General features: G+C 73.0%; 15 protein-coding genes. 13 read left to right on the top strand and 2 right to left on the bottom strand.

The features are described from left to right. The first annotated feature begins 39 nt into the window (after positions 1-39). The 11 genes from E7Z53_RS01470 to E7Z53_RS01420 all read left to right on the top strand — a co-directional run bounded on the left by E7Z53_RS01470 (position 40) and on the right by E7Z53_RS01420 (position 12,005). A complete protein-coding gene (locus tag E7Z53_RS01470) occupies positions 40-1,377 on the top strand; it encodes an ABC transporter substrate-binding protein (RefSeq protein WP_176336997.1) in 1,338 nt (445 codons plus the stop codon). A gap of 54 nt (positions 1,378-1,431) precedes the next feature. Then, positions 1,432-2,409, top strand: coding sequence for a carbohydrate ABC transporter permease (locus tag E7Z53_RS01465; RefSeq protein WP_176336996.1), 978 nt, complete (start codon positions 1,432-1,434; stop codon positions 2,407-2,409). A gap of 1 nt (position 2,410) precedes the next feature. Beyond that, on the top strand, positions 2,411-3,268 hold the full coding sequence (locus tag E7Z53_RS01460; protein WP_176336995.1) for a carbohydrate ABC transporter permease: 858 nt from the start codon (positions 2,411-2,413) through the stop codon (positions 3,266-3,268). Positions 3,269-3,320: 52 nt separating this feature from the next. Then, positions 3,321-4,109, top strand: coding sequence for a glucosamine-6-phosphate deaminase (gene nagB / locus E7Z53_RS01455; RefSeq protein WP_031283062.1), 789 nt, complete (start codon positions 3,321-3,323; stop codon positions 4,107-4,109). After that, on the top strand, positions 4,106-5,092 hold the full coding sequence (locus E7Z53_RS01450) for a family 43 glycosylhydrolase (RefSeq protein ID WP_176336994.1): 987 nt from the start codon (positions 4,106-4,108) through the stop codon (positions 5,090-5,092). The genes nagB and E7Z53_RS01450 overlap by 4 nt, the downstream gene beginning before the upstream one ends. A 5-nt stretch (positions 5,093-5,097) precedes the next feature. Beyond that, the gene (nagA, locus tag E7Z53_RS01445) at positions 5,098-6,327 is read left to right on the top strand and encodes an N-acetylglucosamine-6-phosphate deacetylase (RefSeq protein WP_176336993.1); all 1,230 of its coding nucleotides are present in this window, start codon (positions 5,098-5,100) and stop codon (positions 6,325-6,327) included. Positions 6,328-6,506: 179 nt separating this feature from the next. After that, positions 6,507-7,292, top strand: coding sequence for a VOC family protein (locus tag E7Z53_RS01440; protein WP_095650207.1), 786 nt, complete (start codon positions 6,507-6,509; stop codon positions 7,290-7,292). Between the two features lie 134 nt (positions 7,293-7,426). Then, positions 7,427-9,133, top strand: coding sequence for a carbon starvation CstA family protein (locus tag E7Z53_RS01435; protein ID WP_017833570.1), 1,707 nt, complete (start codon positions 7,427-7,429; stop codon positions 9,131-9,133). A gap of 4 nt (positions 9,134-9,137) precedes the next feature. Then, entirely contained in the window at positions 9,138-9,413 is a 276-nt protein-coding gene (locus E7Z53_RS01430; protein WP_176336992.1) for a cory-CC-star protein, read from the top strand. Further along, on the top strand, positions 9,404-10,429 hold the full coding sequence (locus E7Z53_RS01425) for an ArsA family ATPase (protein ID WP_017833568.1): 1,026 nt from the start codon (positions 9,404-9,406) through the stop codon (positions 10,427-10,429). Before E7Z53_RS01430 ends, E7Z53_RS01425 begins: the two co-directional genes overlap by 10 nt. Positions 10,430-10,442: 13 nt before the next feature. After that, positions 10,443-12,005, top strand: coding sequence for a molybdopterin-dependent oxidoreductase (locus tag E7Z53_RS01420; protein WP_095650210.1), 1,563 nt, complete (start codon positions 10,443-10,445; stop codon positions 12,003-12,005). Positions 12,006-12,043: 38 nt separating this feature from the next. Here E7Z53_RS01420 and E7Z53_RS01415 read toward each other — a convergent pair whose 3' ends face one another. Beyond that, positions 12,044-13,105 carry a LacI family DNA-binding transcriptional regulator gene (locus E7Z53_RS01415; RefSeq protein ID WP_255219359.1) on the bottom strand — a complete coding sequence of 354 codons (1,062 nt, stop codon included), beginning with the start codon at positions 13,103-13,105 and terminating at the stop codon, positions 12,044-12,046. Continuing rightward, positions 13,066-14,793 carry a glycoside hydrolase family 13 protein gene (locus E7Z53_RS01410; RefSeq protein ID WP_109221440.1) on the bottom strand — a complete coding sequence of 576 codons (1,728 nt, stop codon included), beginning with the start codon at positions 14,791-14,793 and terminating at the stop codon, positions 13,066-13,068. Before E7Z53_RS01410 ends, E7Z53_RS01415 begins: the two co-directional genes overlap by 40 nt. Before the next feature lie 234 nt (positions 14,794-15,027). On the opposite strand from E7Z53_RS01410, the gene E7Z53_RS01405 reads away from it, so the two are divergent. Then, a complete protein-coding gene (locus E7Z53_RS01405) occupies positions 15,028-16,257 on the top strand; it encodes a sugar ABC transporter substrate-binding protein (protein WP_109221439.1) in 1,230 nt (409 codons plus the stop codon). Next, a complete protein-coding gene (locus E7Z53_RS01400) occupies positions 16,257-17,888 on the top strand; it encodes an ABC transporter permease subunit (RefSeq protein WP_017833563.1) in 1,632 nt (543 codons plus the stop codon). Before E7Z53_RS01405 ends, E7Z53_RS01400 begins: the two co-directional genes overlap by 1 nt.

The following is a 17,888-nucleotide window of genomic DNA, read 5'->3' as shown; positions in this document are numbered from 1 at the left end:
CGATCGCGAACACTGCGGCCGAGAGAAGGGGAACTGCTCATGAGTGCACGAACGAGGCGCCGGTCCCGGGCCGTGGTGCTGGGGACCGGCCTGTCGATGGCCGTGGTGCTGGCCGCCTGCGGCGGCGGTGGGGAGAGCGCGAGCGGCAGCGGGGAGGGCGACGGCGTGATCGAGGTCTGGGCCCACAGCGGCCAGGCGGCCGAGGCCGAGGCGCTCGAGGCCCTCGTCGCCGAGTACAACGACTCGCAGGAGGACGTCAGCGTCGAGCTGACCCTCATCCCCGAGCCGGACTACACCAGCACCGTCCAGGCGACCGCCGCGGAGGACCTGCCCGACGTGATGGAGATGGACGCCCCGACGATGGCGTCCTTCGTCTACGACCGCAAGCTCGTGCCCCTCGACGACGTGGTGTCGCAGGAGACCCTCGAGAACCGGATCGAGGGCGTGCGGGAGAGCGGCACGTACCAGGACCAGACCTACGCTGTCGGCATGTTCGACGTCGGGCTCGGGCTGTGGGGCAACCAGCAGCTCCTCGACGCCGCGGGCGTGGAGGCCCCGGCCACCGCCGACGAGGCGTGGACGGCGGAGGAGTTCGAGCAGAACCTGCAGAAGCTGGCGGAGGTCAGCCCGTCGGGCAACGCGATCGACCTGGGCGAGGCCAACGGCTTCGCCGCCGAGTGGGGAACCTTCACCACCTCCCCGGTCCTGTGGTCCAACGGTGGCACGCTGATCCGGGACGGCGCGGCGGACGGTGTGCTCAACAGCGCCGAGAACGTGGAGGCCCTCGAGGAGTGGGCCTCGTGGAAGGAGCACACGGACCCGAACACCAGCGGCACCGCCTTCCCCGACGGGGACGTCGCCCTGACCTGGACGGGCAACTGGATGTACCCCACCTTCAGCGAAACCCTCGGCGAGGACCTGGTCCTGATGCCCCTGCCCGACCTCGGCAACGGCACCAAGGCGGGCCACGGCTCCTGGCAGTGGGGCGTGACGCCGGCGGCCGGCGGCGACCAGGCCGCGGCCGGTGCCTTCCTCGACTTCCTGCACTCCGACGAGAGCATCGCCACGATGGTCGAGGCCAACGCGGCGGTGCCCGGCACTACGAGCGCCCTCGAGGGCAGCGAGCTCTACGGCGAGGGCGGGCCGCTGGGGCTGTTCGCGTCCAACCTGGCCTCGGCCTGCAGCTCGGAGGAGGTCACCCCGGAGTGCATCGCGGTGGCGCGGCCCATCACCCCGGGCTACCCCACGGTCACGAGCTCCTACGGCAGCGCCCTCGCGGCGATCTGGGGCGGGGCGGACCCGCAGGAGGAGCTCGACAGCGCGGCGCGGGCCATCGACGCCGACTTCGAGGACAACAACGGCTACCAGGACGAGTGACCGCCGCGGCGGGGCCGCCCAGCGGCCCCGCCGCGCACCTGCGAGGAGTGCACCATGACCACCACACCGGGCCTCGCGGCCCCCGCGTCCGCCCCGGCGGACGTGCTAGAGGCTCCACCGCCCCGCAGGGGGCTCCGGCGGGACGGGCTCGCCGGGGTCCTCATGGCGGGTCCCGCCGTGCTGCTGCTCGTCCTGTTCGTCGCGGTCCCGTTCGTCGCGGCCATCGGCTTCTCCTTCCACAACGTCCGGCTCGGCGACCCGCGCGATCCCGCCTTCATGGGGCTGACCCAGTACGCCCGGATCTTCACCGACCCCGACGTGTCCAGCCGGTTCCTCAGCGCGCTGCTCCACAACCTGGTCTTCGCGGCCGTGGTGGTCCCGGTGCAGACCGCCCTCGCGCTCGCGCTGGCCCTGCTCGTGCAGAAGACCGTCCGGGGGGTCGGGATCTTCCGGTCCGTCTTCTTCCTCCCCGTCGTCTTCCCCATCGCCCTGGTGGCCCTCACCTGGCGGCTGATCCTCGCCCGCGGGGACGACGGCCTCCTCAACTCCCTGCTCGGGTTCTTCTCGGGCGGTGCCTTCGGGGCCCAGGACTGGCTGGGCTCCGAGCTCACGGCGCTGGCCTCGGTCATCGTCCTGTCGATCTGGCAGGGCGTCGGCTTCCAGATGGTGATCCTGCTGGCGGCCCTGCAGCAGGTGCCCGCCGACCTCTACGAGGCGGCCCGCCTGGACCGGGCCGGTGCGTGGCAGCGCTTCGTGCACGTCACCCTGCCCGGGATCAACACCACCCTCGTCTTCGTGGCGCTCTACACGATGATCCTGTCGCTGCGCGTGTTCGACCAGATCTACGTGCTGGCCCGCTCCGGCGGGGGGCTCAACGAGGACGCCACCCGCACCGTGATGTACGAGGCGGTGACGTCGGCGTTCGACGAGAACAACATCGGGCGCGCGAGCGCCATCTCCGTGGTGTTCTTCGTGATCGTGGTGGTCCTGTCCCTCGTCCAGCGCCGCGCCACCCGCGAACGGGAGGACTGACATGACGCAGACCGCCGCCCCCGCCGCCCGCCGCCGCAGGACGGACGTGCCCCGCTACCCGGTGCTCGTCGTCACGAGCCTCCTGTTCTTCGCCCCGGTCGCCTACATGGTGGCGGCCTCGCTGGCCCCCGCCTCCCGCACGCTCGCCGGCTTCGAGGTCTTCGACCCGCGCGAGTGGGGCCTGCACAACTACACCGGCGTGGCCTCGAGCCTGTCCTCGGACAGCACCGGCCACCTGTGGCGGTTCTTCTTCGTGTCCGTCACCGTCACGGTCTGCGTGGTGGGGCTCGGGCTGGTCGTGAACTCGATGGCGGCCTTCGCCCTGTCGCGGCTGACCTGGCGGGGCAGGAACCTGGTGCTCCTGGGCGTCCTGCTGCTGCTCATCGTCCCGTTCGAGGCCGTGGCCGTGCCCATGTTCTACCTCTACAACGACGCCCGGAACACCCTGTGGATCCAGATCGTCCCCTTCATCGGCAACGCCCTGTCGATCTTCCTCTTCTACTCGTTCTTCTCCGGCATCCCCCGCAGCATCGACGAGGCCGCGCGGATGGACGGCGCCGGGCCGCTGCGGGTGTTCTGGCAGATCATCGCGCCCATGAGCAAACCCGCGTACGCGTCGGTGGCGGTGCTGACCTTCCTGACCCAGTGGGGGGCGTTCCTGTGGCCGGTGCTGATGATCTCCGAGCCGAACCTGCGCCCCCTGCCCCTCCAGATCAGCGTCTTCGCGGGCCAGCTCCCCCCGGCGTGGGGCGAGGTCATGGCCTTCGGGGTGCTCCTGGTGGTGCCCGTGATCGTCGTGTTCCTCGTCTTCCAGCGCTGGTTCATCGAAGGCGTGGCGAGCTCCGCCGTCAAGGGCTGAGCCGGACCGCCCCGGCACCGCCCACCTCCACCCGTCGTCCGGAAGGACCCCCATGCAAGTGCTCGTCCTGCCCACGGCCGGCGACGTCGACGCGCGCGCGGCGGACCTCGTCGCCGAGCAGGTCTCGCGCCGGCCGGACACCGTGCTGGGCGTGGCCACGGGCTCGTCCCCCCTGGGGGCCTACCGGGAGCTCGCCCGCCGCCAGGCCCACGGTCTGCTGGACCTCACGCGGCTCCGCTGCTTCGCCCTCGACGAGTACGTCGGGCTGCCCTCCGGGCACCCGGCCGGCTACGCCGCCGTCCTGGAGCGCGAGCTCGCCCGGCCCTTCGGTCTGCCCCCTTCGCGGGTGCAGGTCCCGGACGGCTCCCGGGGCGACCTCGGAGCGGCCTGCCGCGACTACGAGGAGGCCGTCGCCCGCGCCGGCGGTATCGACCTCCAGATCCTGGGCATCGGCGCCAACGGCCACATCGGCTTCAACGAACCGGGGTCCTCGCTGTCCTCCCGCACCCGGGTCAAGGCGCTGTCCGCGCGGACCCGTGCCGACAACGCCCGGTTCTTCGAGGCCCCCGACCACGTCCCCACCCACTGCGTGACCCAGGGGCTGGGCACGATCCTCGACGCCCGCCGGGTGCTGCTCGTCGCCCAGGGCGAGCGCAAGGCCGCCGCGGTGGCCGCAGCCGTGGAGGGGCCCGTGTCCGCGATGTGCCCGGCGTCCGTCCTGCAGTTCCACCGGGCGGTCACGGTCGTGGTGGACGAGGCGGCGGCGAGCCGGCTCGTCCTGACCGACTACTACCGGTTCGTGGCCGAGGCCGAGCACCGGCTGCCCCGGGAGGAGGGATGACGTTCCGCCTCGCGGACCACTGGGTCTGGGACAGCTGGCTGGCCGACGACGGACAGGACTACCACCTGTTCTTCCTGCGGGCCAGCCGCGCCCTGCGGGACCCCGACCGGCGTCACCGCCGGGCCTCGATCGGGCACGCCGTCTCGTCCGACCTGGAGAACTGGACCCTCCTGCCGGACGCCCTCGTGGCCGGCGACGAACCGTCGTGGGACGACATGGCGACCTGGACGGGCAGCACCGTCCAGGGCCACGACGGCCGCTGGCACCTCTTCTACACCGGTGTCAGCCGCGCCGAGGACGGGCTGCGGCAGCGCATCGGATCGGCCGTCTCGGACGACCTGATCAGCTGGGAGCGCACCGGTGCGGGCCCGCTCGAGGCGGACCCCCGCTGGTACGAGAAGCTCGGGGAGGGCACGTGGCCGGACGAGGCGTGGCGGGACCCCTTCGTCTTCTACGACGACGACAGCCGGCAGTGGCAGATGCTCGTGACGGCACGGGCCGCCACGGGGGACCCGGACGCCCGCGGCGTGGTCGGCCACGCCGTGAGCGACGACCTGGAGCACTGGACGGTCCGCCCCCCGCTGACCGCGCCCGCCGGCTTCGGGGAGATGGAGGTCGTCCAGTCCCAGGTCGTGGACGGGACCGCAGTGCTCATCTTCTCCTGCCTCCCGCGGCTGGCGCCCGGTATCCCGTTCGCGGAGACGAGCACCGGGACCTGGATCGCCCCCGGCGCCGGCCGGCTCGGGCCGTGGGAGCTCGAACGGAGCTCCAGCTTCTTCGTGCCCGGCGTCTACGCCGCCCAGCTGGTCCGCAGACGCGACGGCCAGTGGGTCGTCTTCGGCTTCCAGAACGGGGTGGACGGCAGCTTCGTCGGCGAGATCGCGAGCCCGGTGCCCCTGGCGGACCTGCTGACGGAGGGCCGGCTCTTCCCCGACGACGACCGGGCACCCCGCCCCGTTCCCCGCACGAGCAGCAGGAGGTGAGCCCCGTGACCACCGAGGACTCCCCGCGCAGGACGGTCCTCTCGGGCCGCGTGCACACGGGGCGCACCGAGCACCCGGACGGTCTCGTGGTCGTCGAGGGGGATCGCGTCGTCCACGCCGGGCCGCGGTCCGGCCACCCCGGTGGCGACCCGGGGGAGCACCACGTCCTGGGCCCCGGGCAGACGGTGCTGCCGGGCCTCGTGGACGTGCACTGCCACGGTGGTTTCGGCGCGGACTTCTCCTCCTCGGCGGAGGAGGAGATCCGCGCCACCCTCGAGCACGTCCACCGCCAGGGCACCACGACGCTCGTGGCCAGCCTGGTCACGGCCTCACGGGAGGACCTGCTGGGCGCCGTGCCGCTGCTGGCGGCGCTCACCGGGGAGGGGCTGATCGCCGGGATCCACCTCGAGGGCCCGTTCCTGTCCACGGCCCGGTGCGGGGCGCAGGACCCCGCGTGGATGCTGGAACCGGACCTCGGGCTGGCCGCCGACCTCGTCGCCGCCGCGGCGGGGACGCTCCGGACGATGACCTTCGCCCCGGAGCTGCCCGGTTCCCGGGACCTGGCCGAGCTGCTCGTCGCCCACGGCGTGGTCCCCTCCCTCGGGCACACCGACGCGGACACCGCGACCGTCGACGACGCGCTGCGCCACCTGCAGGGCCTGCTCCGCGATGCCCCCGGGGACGGCCCGCCCCGCTCGCCCACGGTGACGCACCTGTTCAACGCCATGCCCGCCATCCACCACCGGTCGCCCGGGCCGGTGCCGGCCTGTCTGCGCGCCGCGGCGCAGGGCCGGGCCGTCGTCGAGCTCATCGCGGACGGCACCCACCTGGACCCCGGCATCGTGCGGTGGGCGTTCGAGCTGGCCGGCGCGGACAGCATCGCGCTGGTCACCGACGGGATGGCCGCGACCGGGCTGACGGACGGCACCTACACGCTCGGTGCGGCGGAGGTGCGGGTGCAGGACGGGGTGGCCTCCCTGGTCTCCAACGGCTCGATCGCCGGAGGCACGGCCACGATGCTGGAGGTCCTGCGCCGGACGGTCGCGGCGGGTGTCCCCCTCGGGGACGCGCTGCGCTCGGCCACCGTGGTCCCGGCCCGCGTCCTGGGCCTGGCCGGGGAGGCCGGGAGCCTGACGGCGGGCGCGCTCGCGGACCTCCTGGTCGTGGGGGAGGACCTCCGGCTGGAGGCCGTCATGCGCCGGGGCGAGTGGATCTCCGGGGACCCACCCCGCTGAGTCGGCCCCGGCGGCGCCGAGGTCGCAGCCGACGGCCACGCAGCCGGGCGCGGTGGCCGTCGGCTGCGACCTCGCGGGGCAGAGGCGGGGCGCGGGCGCAGGTGGGTAACGATCCCCCGGGCGGCTCCTGTGGGCCCCGGGGGCGCGGCGTACCCTGGCCGTGTCGGAAGGAGCCCGTCATGACACAGCGCAACGAAGCGTGGCCCGCCGGAACCCCCTGCTGGGCCGATCTGACCGCGTCCGATCCGGGCCGCACGCAGGACTTCTACCGTGCGGTGCTCGGCTGGGAGTACGACGAGCCGCGGCCGGAGCACGGCGGGTACCGCAACGCCCTGGTCGGCGGGAGACCCGTGGCCGGGCTCTCCCCGGCGGCCCCGGACCTGACGGGCGTCCCGCACGTGTGGCAGGTCTACCTCGCCTCGGACCGGATCGACCTCTGCGCCGAGCGGGTCCTCGCCGCGGGCGGCACCCAGCTGATGGAGCCGGTGGAGGTGGGCGGGGCCGGCCGGATGGGCGTCTGGCAGGATCCCACCGGGGCGTCCTTCGGGATGTGGCAGGCCGGGGAGCACATCGGCTTCGCCGTGCTCGACGTGCCCGGCAGCGTCGCCTGGTGCGACCTCATGACCCCCGACCACCACACCGCCCGCGACTTCTACGCGCACGTCTTCGGCTACCACTACGAGGACATCGGCGAGGACGGCGTCGCCTACGCCACGTTCACGGTGCCGCACGGGGACCGCCCGGCCGGCGGCATCGGCGGGACCGACCCCGCGGCGGAGAACGCTCCCGCGGTCTGGTCGGTCTGCTTCCAGGTCGACGACGTCGACGCGGCCGTCCAGCGGGTGCGCGACGCCGGCGGAGCGGTCATGGAGGACCCCTTCGACTTCGCCTACGGGCGGCTGGCGGTCGTGGCCGGCCCGGACCGGGAGTCCTTCGCGATCATGACCCCGGGGGAGCCGATGTAGGTCGTCGGCGCGCCCCGCTCCGCCCCCTGCGGGACCGTGGCGGAGCGTGCGCGGGCGGTCCGTGATCCCGGTCACCCGGCGGTAGCATGGTGATCCAGCGGACATCCACCCACCTCCCCAGAGATCGGAGCGACATGAACTCCATCGTCCTCGCCGTGGTCGGTGTGGCCATGATGATCCTCGGGTACATCCTGTACTCGAAGTTCGTGGCCCGCCGGATCTACCAGCTCCAGGACTCCTTCGTCACCCCCGCCCACGAGCTCAGCGACGGCGTGGACTACGTCCCCACCAACAAGTACGTGCTGTGGGGCCACCACTTCACCTCCGTGGCCGGTGCGGCCCCCATCGTGGGCCCCGCCATCGCCGTGATCTGGGGGTGGGTGCCCGCCTTCCTCTGGGTGACCCTCGGCACCGTCTTCTTCGCCGGCGTGCACGACCTCGGCGCCCTGTGGGCGTCCAACCGGCACCGTGGCAAGTCCATCGGCTCGCTGTCCGGGCAGTACATCGGCCACCGCGGCCGCAACCTGTTCCTGGTCGTGATCTTCCTCGTGCTGCTCATGGTCAACGCCGCGTTCGCCGTGGTGATCTCCAACCTGCTGGTCGGCACCCCCACCTCGGTCATCCCCACGTGGGGCGCCATCGTGGTCGCGCTGCTCATCGGCCAGGCGGTCTACCGCTACAAGTGGAACCTCGCCGTCGTGTCCGTGGTCGGCGTCGTGGCGCTCTACGCCCTCATCCTGCTCGGCGACCGCTTCCCGGTGGTCCTGCCGGAGACGGTCCTGGGCCTGCCGGCCAACGCGTTCTGGATCGTGGTGCTCTTCGTCTACGCGGGCATCGCGTCCGTGCTGCCCGTGTGGATGCTGCTGCAGCCGCGCGACTACATCAACGGCCTCCAGCTGTTCATCGCCCTGGGCATCCTCTACGGCGCCGTCCTGATCTCCGCCCCGACCGTGGTGGCGCCCGCGTTCAACACCTCCGTGCCCGAGGGCACGCCGAGCATCGTGCCGCTGCTGTTCGTGACCATCGCCTGCGGCGCGATCTCCGGGTTCCACGGGATCGTGGCCTCGGGCACGTCCTCCAAGCAGCTGGACAAGGAGACGGACGCCCGCTTCGTCGGCTACTTCGGCGCCGTGGGCGAGGGCCTGCTGGCACTCGGCGCGATCATCGCGACCACCGCCGGGTTCCGCACCCTCGCCGACTGGGAGGCCGTGTACAGCGCGTTCGGCCAGGGCGGCGTGGCCGCGTTCGTCCAGGGCGGCGCCTCGGTCGTCAACTCCGGGCTGGGCATCCCGCCGTCGCTGAGCGCGACCATCCTCGCCACGATGGCCGTGCTCTTCGCGGCCACCACGATGGACACCGGCATCCGCCTGCAGCGCTTCGTGGTGCAGGAGGCCGGGCACATCATGGGCGTCAGCATCGGCAAGGTGGTCTCCACCCTCATCGTCCTCGCGGTGGCCATGGGGCTGACCTTCAGCGCCGGCGCGGACGGCTCCGGCGGCATGCTGATCTGGCCGCTGTTCGGCACCTCCAACCAGCTGCTGGCCGGTCTGACGCTGTCGATGATCGCGGTGATCCTGCTGCGCAAGGGCCGCCCGGTCCTGCCCGTGCTGGTGCCGCTGGTGTTCCTGCTGGTGATGTCCGTCTACGCGCTGATCGTGCAGCTGGGGCAGTTCTGGGCCGCCGAGAACTGGTTCCTGCTCGTGCTCGACGTGATCATCCTGATCGCGGCCCTGTGGGTCATCGTGGAGTCCGTGGCCGCCATGAACGCGGCCCGGAAGAGCCCGCCCGAGCTGGACGAGGAGACCGTCAGCACCTCGGCCGGGGAGAACCGCTCCCTGTGAGCCGGTGAGGGCCCTCGACCGGCTGCGCTCCGTGCAGGCCCGCCTCGGTGCGGGCCTGCACGAGTTCTACGTGGCGCCGTACCGGCGCACCTTCGCCCGCGCCCAGCGCGACGAGGAGGACCTGTTCATGATGCTGGTCCTCTCCGAGGCCCTGGGCGTGCCCAACCCCGCCAGCTACTACACCGTGGAGCTGCTGCCCGTGGTCCACGACCGGTTCCACGACTGGCACCGGCGGATGGGCATGGAGCGCTCGCCCCTGGAGCACATCTCATGCTGCTAGAGCTCGCCGCCGCCCGCCGGGTCCTGTTCGTGGGCGGCAAGGGCGGTGTCGGCAAGACCGCCGTCGCCTCCGCCACCGCCCTCGCCCAGGCCCGCGCCGGCCGCCGGGTGCTCGTCGTCTCGACCGACCCGGCCCACAACCTCGGGCACCTGTGGGAGCGCCCGGTGGGTGACCGGATCACCCCGCTGGCCCGCGATCTCGGCGGCGGCGCCCTCGACGGCATCGAGGTGGACCCGGTCGCCACGACCGACGCCCACCTCGCCGCCGTGGGCGCCACCATCCGCCGGCTGATGCCCGAGCACCTCGCCGCCGAGGTCGACAAGCACATGGAGCTCGCCCGGGACTCGCCCGGCACCCACGAGTCGGCGGTGCTCGAGCGGATCGCGGAGCTCGTGGACACGGGCCTGGACGACTACGACCTCATCGTCTTCGACACCGCACCCTCCGGGCACACCGCCCGGCTCATGGCCCTGCCCGAGATCATGTCCGCCTGGACCGAGGGGCTGCTGCGGCGCCGCGGGAGGGCGGAGAAGTTCGGGGCTGCCCTGCGCGGCCTCGAGGACCGGGACGCCGCGAGCGAGAGCATCTTGGGCACCGGCCGGCCCCGGGACCCCCGCGAGGAGCGGGACCTCGAGATCCGGCGGATCCTGCTGCGCCGCCGCGAGCGCTTCGAGGCCCTGCGCGAGGTGCTGGTGGACGCCGAGCGCTGCAGCTTCGTCATCGTCCTCGCGGCCGAACGGCTGCCCGTCCTCGAGACCGCGGAGCTGCACGAGCAGCTGGTCCGCGCCGGCGTGCACGTGGGGGCCCTCGTGGTCAACAAGCGCTCCCCGGCGGACGCCGGGGACTTCCTCGCCGAGCGCCGCGCGCTGGAGGAGGTGCACGTCGCCACCCTGCGCGGCGCCCTCCCGGGCGTCCCGCTGCTGCAGGTCCCCCTGCTGCCGGGGGACGTCGTGGGCCAGGAGGCGCTCGAGCGGTTCGGGGACGCGCTCGCCCAGGCTGATCTCAGGGCCACGTGACACGCTGACGCGCATGACCTCCACCGCGGACCGTCCGGACACCGGGCGACGACGACGGGCCCCCGCCGACCTCGGCCCCTGGATCCTCGCGGGCGTCGCCGCGACCGCGCTCGCCGTGGGCCTGGCCGAGCTGCTCGCCTGGGTGACCGGGCCGGTCGGCGCGCCCCTCACGGCGGTGGGCGGGGTGATCGTGGACGCGGTCCCGGCGCCGGTCAAGGACGCGGCGATCGCCCTGTTCGGCACCGCGGACAAGCTCGTGCTGCTGCTCGTCATGGCCGCCGGACTCGTGGCGGTCGGCACGGGCATCGGGGCGGCCCAGCGCGCCAACCCGCCGATGGGCACGGTGCTGCTCGGCGTGCTGGGGCTCCTCGGGCTGCTGGCGGTGCTGACGCGGGCGGGGCCGACCGTGGCGGACACGGTCCCCGTCGTCGTCGGCACGGGGGCAGGGGCACTCTTCCTGACGGTGCTCACCCGCCGCACCGCTCCGTCCGCACAGCCCGGCGCCGCCCTCGACCGCCGCGGCTTCGTCCGGGTCTCCGCGTCCGCCGCCGTGCTGGGCGCCGCCGCCGGTGTCGCAGGACGCTGGGCGGCCGCGGCCGCGGCCCGGGCGCCCGCCGCCCGGGACCTGCTGCGGATCCCCGCCCCCGCCGTGCGGGACCCGGTCCCCGCCGGGGCCGACCTCGGCGTGGCGGACGTGGAGCCCTGGCTCACGCCCGCCGACGACTTCTACCGCATCGACACGGCCCTGTCCGTGCCGCGCATCGACGTGGACGCGTGGGAGCTGCGCCTCCACGGCATGGTGGAGCGCGAGCTGACGCTGCGCTTCGACGACCTCACGGCCCGGCCGCTCCTCGAGCGGATCGTGACGCTGGCGTGCGTGTCCAACCCCGTGGGCGGCGACCTCGTGGGCAACGCGGTGTGGACCGGCGTGCCGATCCGGGACCTGCTCGCCGAGGCCGGGCCCTCCGCCGAGGCGGACATGGTGCTCTCGACCTCCGAGGACGGGTTCACGGCGAGCACCCCGCTCGAGGCCCTGACCGACCCCGGCCGGGACTCCCTGCTCGCGGTGACCATGAACGGGGAGCCGCTGCCGTTCGAGCACGGGTACCCCGTGCGGATGGTCGTGCCGGGGCTCTACGGCTACGTCTCGGCGACCAAGTGGGTCGTGGACCTCGAGGTCACCCGCTTCGACCGGGCGGAGGCGTACTGGACCTCGCGCGGCTGGACGGCCCGGGGACCGATCAAGATGTCCTCCCGCATCGAGGTGCCGGCCGAGGGCGGGCGCACGGAGGCCGGGCCCGCGGTCCTCGCCGGCACGGCCTGGGCCCAGCACACCGGGATCGCCGCCGTGCAGGTCAGCGTGGACGGGGGGCCGTGGCAGGACGCCGAGCTGGGCTCCGTGGGCACGGACGACACCTGGCGGCAGTGGGTCCTGCGCGCCGACCTCCCGGGCGGCCGGCACACCGCGCGGGTGCGGGCCGTGGACCGGGACGGGACCGTCCAGACCGCCGAGCAGGCCCCGCCCGCCCCGGACGGCGCCTCCGGGTGGCACGAGCGGACCTTCACGGTGGCCTGACCGGCCCGTCCTGCGCTCCCTCCGCGCCGACCGCCGGGTCAGGGGCGGTCGGAGGCCGGGGCCGGGCCGGTGGAGGAGCGGGCGACGAAGTGGGCCGGGAAGAGCTCGTTCGACGGTTCGCGGCTCCCTCCGGCGAGGTGCTCGAGGAGCCGCTCCACAGCGCGGGTGCCCTGCTGCCGGGCGTGCTGGTCCAGGGTCGTCAGGCCGAAGGCCTCCCCGATCGGGTGGGCGTCGACGCCGATGACGGACAGGTCCCCGGGCACGGTGAGTCCGAGGTCCCGCGCCGCCAGGATCGTCCCGGCCGCCATCTCGTCGGACGAGGCGAAGATGGCGGTCGGGCGGTCGGCGGGGTCCGCCAGGAGGTTCTTGGCCTGCTGGTACGCGTCGGTGAACGTGTAGTCCGCGACGAGCGACCACGCGGGTTCCACGGCCAGCCCGGCGTCCGCCATCGCCTGCTCCCAGCCGTCCCGGCGGTCGCTGGACATGGGGAAGTAGCGCCTGCCCTCCTCGGCCCCGCCGAGGTGCGCGATCCGCCGGTGGCCCAGCCCGATGAGGTGCTGCGTCGCGCGGCGCCCGACGTCGAGGTCGTCGATGCTGATGGTCGGCGCCCCCACCAGGGGCCCCCCGACCCCGACGAGGGGGATGCCGGCGGCGAACAGCTGCTCGGTCTCCGCCGGGTCCAGGTGCAGGGACACCGCCACGGCCGCGTCCAGGCGCTTGCGCAGCAGGAAGTCGGTGAGGACGGTCTCCCGGTAGCGGTCCCCCTCGAAGTTGTAGAGGGTCAGGTCGTACCTGGCCTCCATGAGCGCGCCGGCCACTCCTTCGAGGACGGTGGAGAAGTACCACCGGTCGACGTGGGGGAGGACCACCCCGATGTTGCGGCTCCGGCCGCTCGCCAGGCTCGAGGCGTGGTAGGAAACGACGAAGCCCAGCTCCTGCGCCGCCTCGCGGACCCGGGCCCGGGCGCGGGGCGAGACGTGCCCCTTGCCGCTGAGCGCGCGGGAGACGGTCGCGGTGGACACGCCCGCCCGCGCGGCGACGTCCTGGAGCCGGGGTGGGTTCATCGTCCGGTCGTGCCGGGGTCCTCCGTCTGCAGCCATGCGCACTCCTCCGGGTCCAGGATATGCGGCGCGGAGGCCGGGGACCCGCTGCGGAGCAGGACCGGCAGGTCCGGCAGCTCGACCGGGGCGGAGCCCGTGTTCAGCAGCACCAGGACGCCGTTGTTGACGAGCCCGAGACAGTCCGGGCCCGTGAGGTCCTCCGCCCACGCGAGCGAGCCCGAGCCGAGCCCGTGCTCGCGCCGCAGCGCCAGCGCGGAGCGGTAGAGGGACAGCGTGGACGCCGGGTCGTGGCGCTGCGCCTCGCGCGAGAGCTCCGCCCAGCCCGGGGGCTGCGGGAGCCAGGCCTCGCCCGTGGCGCTGTAGCCCAGGGACGCCCCGGTGCTGGTCCAGGGCAGCGGCACCCGGCAGCCGTCACGGCCGAGCCGGCTCCCGCCGGTCCGATGGTAGGTCGGGTCCTGGCGGACGTCGTGGGGGAGGGTCGTGTGGTCCGGCAGGCCCAGCTCCTCCCCCTGGTACAGGTACACGCCGCCCGGCAGGCCGAGCATGAGCAGGGACGCGGCACGTGCCCGCCGCGTGCCCAGCACGTGGTCCGGCTGCTCGTCCTCGGGCCCGCGGCCGTCGCCCGGCCGCGGGGAGTCCGCGGTCAGCGCCAGGCGGGTCGGGTGCCGCACGACGTCGTGGTTGGACAGCACCCAGGTGGTGGGGGCCCCGACCGCGTCGAACGCCTCGAGGGAGGAGGTGATGATCCGGCGCAGCTCCGCGGCGTCCCACGGCGCCGCCAGGTAGGAGAAGTTGAACGTCTGGTGCATCTGGTCGGGGCGCACCCAGTCGGCCAGGCGGTCCAGCGGGTCCACGCTCGCCTCGGCGCAGAGGATCCGCTCGCCGTCGTACTCCGCGAGCACCTCGCGCCAGCGCCGGTAGATGTCGTGGATCTGCGGCTGCCCGAACATCGGGGCGTCGGTGAACGGGTAGCCCGGGATGCTCCCCCCGTCGGCCCGCCCGTCCCAGTCCGGGAGGCCCTCCGCCTTGATGAGCGCGTGCGCCACGTCCACCCGGAAGCCGGCGACGCCGCGGTCGAGCCAGAAGCGCAGCACCCGCTCGAACTCCTGGCGGACCAGCTCGTTGTCCCAGTTGAAGTCGGGCTGCGACGAGTCGAACAGGTGGAGGTACCACTGGCCGGGCTGCCCGTCGGACTCGGTCACCCGGGTCCAGGCCGGGCCCCCGAAGTGGGACTGCCAGTTGTTGGGGGGCAGCTGCCCGGACGCGCCGCGGCCGTCCCGGAAGACGAACAGGTCGCGCTCCGGGGCGCCGGGACCCGCCGCGAGGGCCTGCCGGAACAGGACGTGCTCCTGCGAGCAGTGGTTGGGCACGAGGTCGATGATCACCCGGATCGACAGGGCGTCCGCGGCCGAGACCAGCGCGTCGAAGTCCGCGAGGGTGCCGAAGGAGGGGTCGACGTCGCAGTAGTCGCTCACGTCGTAGCCGCCGTCCAGCTGCGGGGAGGGGTAGAAGGGGGAGAGCCAGATCGCGTCGATGTCCAGCTCCGCCAGCTGTCCCAGCTCGGCGGTGATGCCGGCGAGGTCGCCGACGCCGTCCCCGTCGAGGTCCCGGAACGAGCGGGGATACACCTGGTAGATCACCGAGGAACGCCACCACTTCGGCTCCTGGTCGCGGTCGTGGACGGGTGTGAGGCGCAGGGACTGCAGCGCACCGTAGGTCGTGGACATGCGGTCCATCGTAGAGCGGATCCCCACGGACTGGAAGCGCTATCACATCGAGTGCCTTGGCAAGGCGGGTGCTGTATCGGATGTGGACAGCCGTGGTGGTAGCGCTTACAGTAGTGAGCCAGCTCACCTCCCGGGTGAAGCCCCCGGCGGCAGCAGCCCCCCGACCCGCACCACCCCCGCAGACCGACGGCCGTCGCGACCGCGCGACCACGGAAGACATCGAGGAACCCCACCATGAAACACCTCCACCGGGCGGCCTGCGCCGTCGGTGCCGTGCTCCTGCTCGCGGGGTGCTCGTCGGCGCCCACGGCCGGGGTCGCCGGCCTGGCCGGCGGGCCGGGCAGCATCAAGATCCAGGCGGGGTCCGACGAGATCCCCGCCCTCCAGCAGATCGCCGAGGAATTCACCGCCGACACCGGGGTGGAGGTGGAGTTCGTCCAGCGGGAGATCAACGCGCAGGCGATCTCCAACTTCATCTCCCAGTCGCCCACGGGGCAGGCCCCCGACATCATCGTCTCGCCGCACGACAACCTCGGGCAGCTGGCGTCCAACGGCGTCGTCGTCCCCGTGGAGATGGGGGACCGGGCGGAGGACTTCACCGAGAACGCCCGGGAGGCCGTCGTCTACAACGGGGTGAGCTACGGGGTGCCGTACGCGATCGAGAACGTGGCGATGCTGCGCAACAACGAGCTCGCCGCCCAGGACCCCGCCACGTTCGACGAGCTGCGGGCGATCGGTCACCGGCTCATGGAGGAGCGGGGCATCGAGTACCCCTTCACGGTGAGCCAGTCGCCCGAGGCCGGCGACCCGTACCATCTCTACGCCCTGCAGACCTCGTTCGGGGCCGAGGTGTTCGAGCGCACCGCGGAGGGGGAGTACACCGGCAACCTCACCATGGGGGGCGAGGACGGCAACGAGTTCGCCCGCTACCTGCAGGAGCTCGGAGCCTCCGGGGACCTGCGCACCTCCATGACCCCGGACATCGCCAAGGAGTCCTTCCTCAACGGCGAGTCCGCCTTCCACCTGGGCGGCCCGTGGGAGCTGACCGACGTCGAGGCCGCCGGGATGGACGTGAGCGTCCTGCCCGTGCCCCCGGCCGGGGACGAGGAGGCCCGCCCGTTCGTGGGCGTCCAGGCGTTCTTCGTCAACGCCAACGCGCAGAACCCGATGGCGGCCCAGGACTTCGCCGCCAACTACCTCACGCGCCCCGAGGCGCAGACGGCCATGTACGAGAGCACGGGCCGGCCCCCCGCCAGCCAGGTGGCCGTCGACCGCATGCAGGGCGACCCGCTGCGCTCCGCCTACGCGGAGATCGCCGAGACGGGTCTGCCCATGCCGGCCATCCCCGAGATGGGCGCGGTGTGGAGCTTCTGGGGCACGACGGAGAACGCCGTCGTGGACGGCCGCGGGGACCCCGTGGAGCTGTGGAACCGCATGATCGACAACATCGAAGGACAGATCTGATGAGCACGCGCACCCCCATCCGGGGCGGGACCGCCGCCCCCGGAGCGACCGGCGGGGGCGCCGGCCTCGGCGCCCCCCTCGAGCTCCAGCACGCCCATTCCCGCGGATTCGGCGTGGGCTTCGTGGTCAAACTGGTCCTGATGGCGCTGATCAATGCGTTCGGCCTCTTCGGCATCCTGGCGGCCTGGGCCGCCGGCAGCTGGGGCATCCTGGCCTTCCTCGTCGTCGCCCTGATCGCAGCCGATCTCGTGTACTTCCTGCCGACCAGGAAGCTGCTGCCCGCGAAGTACCTGTTCCCCGGGCTGATCTTCCTGCTGGTGTTCCAGATCTTCGTGCTGATCTACACCGCCGCCACGGCGTTCACGAACTACGGCGACGGCCACAACGCCACGAAGGACGCGGCGATCACGCAGCTCACCACCACGTACGAGCAGCGGATCGAGGGCTCCGGGGCCTACCCGGTCACGGTGCTCGAGGGCGCCGACGGCCTGGCCCTGGCCACGGTGCGCGACGGCCAAGTGCTCGTGGGCACCACCGGCGAGCCGCTCGCGCCGCTCGAGGGGGCGACCGCCGCCGACGGGCGCGTCGCCGAGGCGCCCGGCTACGAGATCCTCGACTACGGGGGCGTCGTGGCGGCCGCCGGCGAGCTGGCGGACCTGCGGGTGCCCGTGGGCGAGCAGGAGGCCGAGGGCGTGCTGCGCACCGACGACGGCCGGACGGCCTACGCCTACGAGCCCACGCTCGTGCACGACGAGGCGGCCGACGCCATGGTCGCCGACGACGGCACCGTGTACGCGAACAACGGCGAGGGCGCGTTCGTCAGCGCCGACGGCGAGGCCCTGCGACCGGGCTGGCGGGTCTTCGTGGGCCTGGACAACTTCGGGGCGATCTTCGACCCGGAGGTCCTGGGCGGCCCGTTCGTCTCCGTGACCCTGTGGACCTTCGCCTTCGCGATCCTCTCGGTGGCGCTGACCTTCTTCCTGGGGCTGCTCCTGGCGATCCTGTTCAACGACGAGAAGCTGAGGTTCCGCAACGTCTACCGGGCCGTCATCTTCCTGCCGTACGCCTTCCCCGCCTTCCTGTCCATCCTGATCTGGGCCGGTCTGCTCAACGCGGACTTCGGCTTCGTCAACCAGGTCCTGCTGGGCGGCGCCGGGGTGCCCTGGCTCGAGAACCCCTGGCTGGCCAAGCTCTCGCTGCTGCTGGTCAACCTCTGGCTGGGCTTCCCGTACATGTTCCTCGTGACCACCGGCGCCCTGCAGGCCATCCCGGGAGAGCTCTACGAGTCGGCCGAGATGGACGGTGCGGGGCCGGTGCGCCAGTTCGGGGCGATCACCCTGCCCATGCTCATGGTGGCCGTGGGCCCGCTGCTCATCGCGTCCTTCGCCATGAACTTCAACAACTTCAACGTGATCTACCTGCTCACCGGCGGCGGTCCCCAGGACCTGGAGTCCACCACCGGGGTGGGCGCCACGGACATCCTCATCTCGTTCGTCTACAAGATCGCGTTCGCCGGCGGCACCAACGACTACGGTCTGGCCTCCGCCCTGTCCATCCTCATCTTCATCATGGTGGCCGTCATCTCCGCGCTGACGTTCCGCCGCAGCAAGGCTCTCGAGGAGATCAGCTGA

This window comes from Kocuria salina (assembly GCF_013368965.1).
Taxonomy (GTDB): Bacteria; Actinomycetota; Actinomycetes; order Actinomycetales; family Micrococcaceae; genus Kocuria; species Kocuria rosea.
Note: the sequence above shows the minus strand (reverse complement) of the source record. Positions and strands in the feature narration are given on the sequence as shown.